This is a genomic window from Yaniella sp. (assembly GCF_030453185.1).
Taxonomy (GTDB): domain Bacteria; phylum Actinomycetota; class Actinomycetes; order Actinomycetales; family Micrococcaceae; genus Yaniella.
Window position 1 is genome coordinate 1 of record NZ_JAKDKW010000106.1, and the last position, 6,039, is coordinate 6,039.

The 6,039-nt window shown below is 56.2% G+C and carries 8 protein-coding genes; 5 read left to right on the forward strand and 3 right to left on the reverse strand.

Translation table 11 applies throughout. The features are described 5' to 3' along the window. Positions 1–533, forward strand: a 533-nt coding sequence (locus L0H14_RS11475; protein WP_301421888.1) for a hypothetical protein, incomplete at its 5' end; no start/stop codon positions are given. Here the strand turns inward: L0H14_RS11475 and L0H14_RS11480 are convergent. The 3 genes from L0H14_RS11480 to L0H14_RS11490 all read right to left on the reverse strand — a co-directional run bounded on the left by L0H14_RS11480 (position 530) and on the right by L0H14_RS11490 (position 3,401). Beyond that, positions 530–1,729: a folate-binding protein YgfZ gene (locus L0H14_RS11480; RefSeq protein ID WP_301421889.1), complete on the reverse strand. Its 1,200-nt coding sequence runs from the start codon at positions 1,727–1,729 to the stop codon at positions 530–532. The two genes, L0H14_RS11475 and L0H14_RS11480, sit on opposite strands and share 4 nt — an antisense overlap. A gap of 6 nt (positions 1,730–1,735) precedes the next feature. After that, positions 1,736–2,398 carry an FABP family protein gene (locus tag L0H14_RS11485; RefSeq protein ID WP_301421890.1) on the reverse strand — a complete coding sequence of 221 codons (663 nt, stop codon included), beginning with the start codon at positions 2,396–2,398 and terminating at the stop codon, positions 1,736–1,738. Between the two features lie 175 nt (positions 2,399–2,573). Further along, entirely contained in the window at positions 2,574–3,401 is an 828-nt protein-coding gene (locus L0H14_RS11490; protein WP_301421891.1) for a hypothetical protein, read from the reverse strand. Positions 3,402–3,488: 87 nt separating this feature from the next. Between L0H14_RS11490 and mshD the strand changes: the two genes are divergently transcribed. The 4 genes from mshD to L0H14_RS11510 all read left to right on the forward strand — a co-directional run. Continuing rightward, entirely contained in the window at positions 3,489–4,397 is a 909-nt protein-coding gene (gene mshD, locus L0H14_RS11495; RefSeq protein ID WP_301421892.1) for a mycothiol synthase, read from the forward strand. 8 nt (positions 4,398–4,405) lie between these two features. Continuing rightward, positions 4,406–5,422, forward strand: a complete 1,017-nt coding sequence (locus L0H14_RS11500) for an NUDIX domain-containing protein (RefSeq protein ID WP_301416043.1) — start codon at positions 4,406–4,408, stop codon at positions 5,420–5,422. A 51-nt stretch (positions 5,423–5,473) separates the two neighbouring features. Then, positions 5,474–5,839: a GNAT family N-acetyltransferase gene (locus tag L0H14_RS11505; RefSeq protein WP_301421894.1), complete on the forward strand. Its 366-nt coding sequence runs from the start codon at positions 5,474–5,476 to the stop codon at positions 5,837–5,839. Between the two features lie 29 nt (positions 5,840–5,868). After that, a partial coding sequence (locus L0H14_RS11510; protein WP_301421897.1) for a thymidylate synthase occupies positions 5,869–6,039 on the forward strand: 171 nt, incomplete at its 3' end.

A 6,039-nucleotide genomic window follows, 5' to 3' on the forward strand; every position in this document is an offset into this window, starting at 1 on the left:
CGCAGTGGTTTCTTGATGCCGCACGAGATATTCCCAACGAGGTCTTGGCATTAGAATCCACTATGTTGAAGCTCGGTTACAGCACTCAAGCTCGGTCTCACGGTGAAGAAGCAATCTTCTACGCTGAAGATATTCCGATCTATGACGATGCGCAGCTCAATGTCACATCGACCCGCCGCAATGCCCGACGTCTTGCAAGAGCTTGCCCTCCGGACGATACCGCGGCCATGTCTCTTGAATCGTTAGACCATTATTTTACGGTTTCGGCTTTTGAACAGCACGCTGAACCCATCGCTGGCGCCGGCTATGACGTCTTTTCTGCCACACTCGGCCCACTGGCAGTACTCGTAGCAGCCGCTCAGCGCGCCAACGGGTATGGCACTTTCATGCTGGCGCGCGTGGCCGAAGAATGTATGTTCGACGGGCTCATCCCCCAGTGGGTAATACCATTCGGGGATGAGATAGGCGAAAGAATGGCCGCAGACGTTGGTTTTGTGCTGTCTGGCTTTCGGACCAGCGTGACGCTTATTTAGCGACGTCGTAGGTCTGTGAGACCTTGGACGCGTCCGACAACCTTGCCGGCACTGGGTGAGGTGAGAATTTCCTGAGCCGCTGCGGTGAAGTTGGGCTGCTCGTCTTCGGCAGCATCTTCCGGGGGTACTTCACGAATGATCAGCTGGGCATCCGGTTTGGTGTTGCGCCGAATCATGGCGGTTCCGATGGCACCCATTTCATGGTGCATGGCCACTGATTTGAGTGTTCCGATAGAACGAGCCGAGGCCATCGCCGCTTCATCATCAGCGTCGGGGCGCACGATGATCTCAGCCCCGACCTCGGGTAGGCCGTGGACGGATCCGTCAATCATCAGACCGACGAGCCGACGTGGTGGATGCCCCAAGTTGTGGACTCGTGCGACAGTTTCTTGCCCCTTATAGCAACCCTTTTCCAGGTGAACGGCGGTACGAAGCCAGTCCAGTTCATGAGGTATGGAGCGTTCGTCGGTATCGAAGAGTTGGCGTGGCCGACCTGCTGCAACTCGCAGCGCTTCGGAGGCCATGGTCCCGGCAATGCGGAAATTTTCTGGAAGACCGTTGATGGTCTCTACTAACTTGTCCGCTTCGATGATGTATAGGCGCCAGGCGTAGTCCTCATGCACCGCCGGATGATCCGCTGGCGCTTCGGTATAGGCAAAGCCACCGGGAGAAATACCTGGCCATGGGTCAACCCAGACAGGATCCGATAAGCCCGGCACCTCGTCAGTCGCGCCAAGAAGCGCCAGTTCGCCGGTACGATCGGTCACTTCGACTCTGGAGGCAAACTGCATACGGGTGAGCCAATCGACCAGTGTGGCATTCATGGTCGGCTCAGTCAGCAGGTAGGTTGTTTCGCCATCTTCGTAAATTTTGGTGGCAATCTCAATGCGACCGCGCAGGTCCAAAAAGAGGGCTTCGCTGCTAAACGGCGCTTGCAGGCCTTGTGTCTGTTGCGTGGTCAGGGTTTGCAACCACGACAGACGGTCAGAACCAGTAACGGTGACGATGCCGTAGTGCGAGAGATCAACTACTGCTTTACCGTTGGCTAGGGCCCGTTGTTCTTGAACCGGGTGGCCGTAGTGGCCTGCCACGTATTGATCGTAAGAGTTTGCTGCAACTGCACCGTGAATGGAATTTTCACCAGCCAGCAGCGGTGAGGTTTCAGGAGTGTATTCGATGTGCGTTACGTCAAGCATAAAAACTCAGGTTTCTTGTTTGCCGGGCAAATGAGGTTTGCCCGGTGGGAGGCGGCCATCATTTTCAGATGGCATTTTGTCTAAGATCCCGGAGGCGTGTGGTTTGGGCTCTTCACCTTCGGCGGTGACCACGTCCCAGCGCCAGAACATTTGTCCGTTAACCAACCCGTAGATTCGGTTGGCAGAGTGGTACTGACCGCTCAGGGTCCCCTGCAGAACGGCGTCGGCCTGCAGTTGGATCTGTGGACCGCGCACTATCCCGTAGTACAGCTCAGACATGGAGCCCGGGTGAGTAATGGTGGCGGTGATGGGAAAATCTGTTTCGTTCTTACGTAGCTGTTCGACATCTTCGGCAGAACGGTACGCCGGCACAACTTCAGCCGGCGACATGCCTGGACCGACGTCGGAGGTATGGCGATTTCTATCAATCGCCCAATACCCGGATTCGAAGGTCAGCGGGCGGATCAGGGTGCCGTCTTCTTCGGAAAGCCAGGTTTCGGCGCGGTACTGCAGAAACGGTAGTCCGGTTTCTGCAATATCAACGCGCTGGTAGAAGATCTCTGTGCCCTCTTCACCAGCACCAAGGCGGCCTTGTCCTTCCCAGGAGCCGATTAACCAGGAAAGTGGTGCCAGTTCCGGGAGGAGATCGTATGGAAGTTCAGTAGCCACCGGAGTATTTAGCGCTGACCTTTGTAGAGGTTCCGGATGACCAGCAATGCGAACAGGGCCATGCCGACGCCGGCCAGGCCAACGAGGGCAGTAAAGAAGATTTCTAAAGCTACAACAGACATGGCACTTAGTTTACTCACAAAGTTCAGTACTGACGAGTCAGTGTCGCGGATTATTACCAGGGTAGAACGTGAATGACGAAGTAGCTGACCATTCCTGTGACAATTGTGGTTCCCGATCCCACGGCGACCGCACTAACCGGGTGTTGCCGTGCGGCGGCGGGTAGTTCACGGCTATCGGCAAAACTCTCGGTCAAGGCAACAATTAATGCGGCGACAATACCGGCCAGAACGGCGGGCACCGACAGTGGGCCTGGACGGAGAAACTGCAGAGCCACCGCAACGAGGGTTCCGGCCACCACGATGGCAACCATGCGCGTACGCAGCCGACTCTTCAGTAGGGTTGCCAGGCTGGCGGCCGCAAGAGCAGCAAGGATCGTGAGCATCAGCCAGGTGACCCCCGTGATCCTTTCCACCCCTAACATGCCGTTCGCGACTTCATGTTTATTGCGCAGCAAGAGGGTCCAGCCTGCAGCGGTCGCTACAATGACTGATCCCACCGAAAACATGGCGGTGGTCATAAAGCGGTGCACCCCACCGGGCAAAGTGAACGTCTGGATGACAAACATTGCCAAAATCCCCAATGCGGCCGCACCGCCGACCGGAGCCAACCACAGTTCCGTGGGTGCCGATGAAAACTGTGCGTGCGCAGGCAACAGTGACACCACCCAGACGGAAGCCAAACCGGTTGCTCCCAGCACCGCCGACACTCCCCAACGTGGGGCGGCCGTGATCAGAACTGGCCATGTCAGCGCGAAGGCAACGACGAGCGCGGACATGACTACGGGCCCGGTCAGGGCGGGCAGGCTGGGTAAAAACGCGGTCAACACTGCCAATACTGTGGCTGCAGCAACCGCGGTGAAAGCTGAGATTGTTCTACGCACCCCTCTATCATGTCATGTTGGACTGCCGGATCCAGGTTGGCAGACCATTCCGTCCCGAGATTTGACCGGAACCGTTATTGTGGGGGCATGACTCATTTGCGTGTGCTTGCTCCTTCCGAAACCGTCAGTCAGCTTTCTCAGCTTCGCAAACTTGCCGATTCCGCAGCTGTGGTCGACCAGAATGAACCTTTTGGGGATCAAACTTGGGTTGAGCTCCACACCGGGAACGCTTGGCTGATTACCACCGGCGAAGAAGCACTAACCGGCGCGTCGGCCGTCGTCATTCCAAGAAACCCCGAACAACCTGTGTTGATTGAACTTGTGGTTACTCCCGAGTCACGCGGTAACGGCTTGGGCCGCGCACTCGTCGATGCAACGCAAGAGCTGGTCACTGAGCATGCTCCAGATATACAGACCACGACCGCCTGGACGCACGGCGATCATCCTGCTGCGCGCGGGCTCGCCGCTTCTGCAGGGTTAGAACCGGCCCGCATCTTGTATCGCATGGCGCTAGAAATTGACCGTGAGTCCTTCGGCGAAGTCGACCTCGCCGACACCTACACAATTCGCACGTTCGTCCCCGGCGACGATGACGCCGAGTGGTTATCGCTCAACGCGACGGCATTTGCTGACCACCCTGAGCAAGGTCAACTGACCCAGGCGGACTTAGATGCACGCAAAGCCGAGGACTGGTTTGATCCGGCAGGGTTCTTTGTAGCCGAAAATACAGCTGGCACCCTGGTGGGTTTCCACTGGACCAAAACCCCGGTGGGTTCTGCAGCCGGTGAAGTCTATGCGGTGGGGGTTCACCCCAGCACCCAGGGCAGCGGTCTTGGCAAGGCACTAACCATTCACGGCATGAATCACCTGGCATCGGCCGGGCTGGAGAAAATCGTGCTCTATGTGGACGATGAGAATCGACCTGCAGTGAACCTGTATAATTCCCTGGGCTTCGGTATCGAAAACACCGATGTCATGTTTTCCTCGGACAGCTAGGAACGTACATGCGCCCGGCAAAACGCATTGGCAAACTCACCACCGCACGAGTCACCGCGGTCACCAACGATCAGGGCACCAACGCCAAAATCGTAGCGGCAGGGACCGTTCCGTGGCGTATCAAATCTGGTCAGCTTCAAGTGCTGCTCATTCATCGACCCCAATACGACGATTGGTCTTGGCCTAAAGGTCGCTTAGATCCTCATGAGACATTGCCCGAAACCGCTTGGCGCGAGACCAAAGAAGAAGTTGGTTTACGACTCACCCTCGGCATCCCGCTGGGTGTGATTCGCTACAAGACCTCTAATGGCAATAACCGCAAAGAAGTCTGGTATTGGGCGGCTCGGGTCATAGACCAACGCCCGAAACCGGATGCCAACGAAGTCGACGAAACCCGCTGGGCAAGTGTTGAAGAAGCTACAAAACTTCTCACGAAGAAACTGGATAAGAAACCTCTTAAAGTGCTAGCCGAAGCGTACGAAGCGCATCACCTAGCCACCATCCCATTCATTGTGCTGCGACAGGCCAAAGCCATCCCAGCAGAATCCTGGACCAAAGACGAAGTCGACCGCCCGCTGGCTGATTCCGGGTATACGCAAGCAAAGGCCGTTGCGAAGCTACTGCGCGGTTGGGCACCCACACGAATCGTGACGTCAAAATATACGCGCTCCTTGGAGACCATCGCTCCATTCGTCAAGAAATATGGTGGTGCAGTTCGCAACAAGAAATGGGTAAATCTCCGAACGGTCAAGGCCCACCCAAATTTTATGGCAAAACGTTTGCGAACAGAGTTCAAACGACACGAACCTACGCTCGTGTGCGCCCAGCCGTCGGTCACCAAGCGGATCCTCAAGGAGATCAAATCGTGGGTCCGCGAAGACCGTCACGCCGTAGTGAACCCCAAACACGTGTACACGGAGAAAAAATCGAACCTCTCCCCTGGTTCCATTCTGGTGGTCCATCGTGCCACCCACCTTTCAGGGAAGATTGTGTCTGTGGAACGCTACGAGCCCTACGTAAACTAAGGCAACGTGTGGTTCCTATCTCGCCCCCTGTCGGATTGGTAGGGTGAGATTATGACTACATCGCCGGGCTGGCAGCCAGACAAGATCGTGCACGAAAACCTTCGACTCGTGGACGCTTCTGCTAAAGATCGGTTCGAACTGTACCAAGACCATCCAGACTCCGGTGAAACCTCATTCATCGGCTTTATCGGTTACCGGATGGCGGAAGATGCACCAAACGCTTATGTGCTGCAACACACCATTGTTGCTGAAGAATACGGCCGGCAAGGATACGCACGCGCCCTGGCCACGCTGGTACTGGAACAGCTTAAGAAACAGGAACAAACATTCACCCATCAGTGTTCCTACATTGAGGGCTACTTGCGCCGGTACCCCGAGTACCTGGACCTCCTTGCCGATTCGAGCACGAACCCATAACCTCAACGTCCGACCACGAAATGATAGGTATGTATAACAACACCACCGGCATTGACACCCCCTATGAGCAGCTGTTGGCAGACGTTTTAGAAAACGGCGTCTTGACGGGCGATCGCACGGGCACAGGCACTTACTCCGTATTCGGTCGCCAAATGCGCTTTGACCTCGCAGAGTATTTTCCGCTGATCACTACCAAGCGC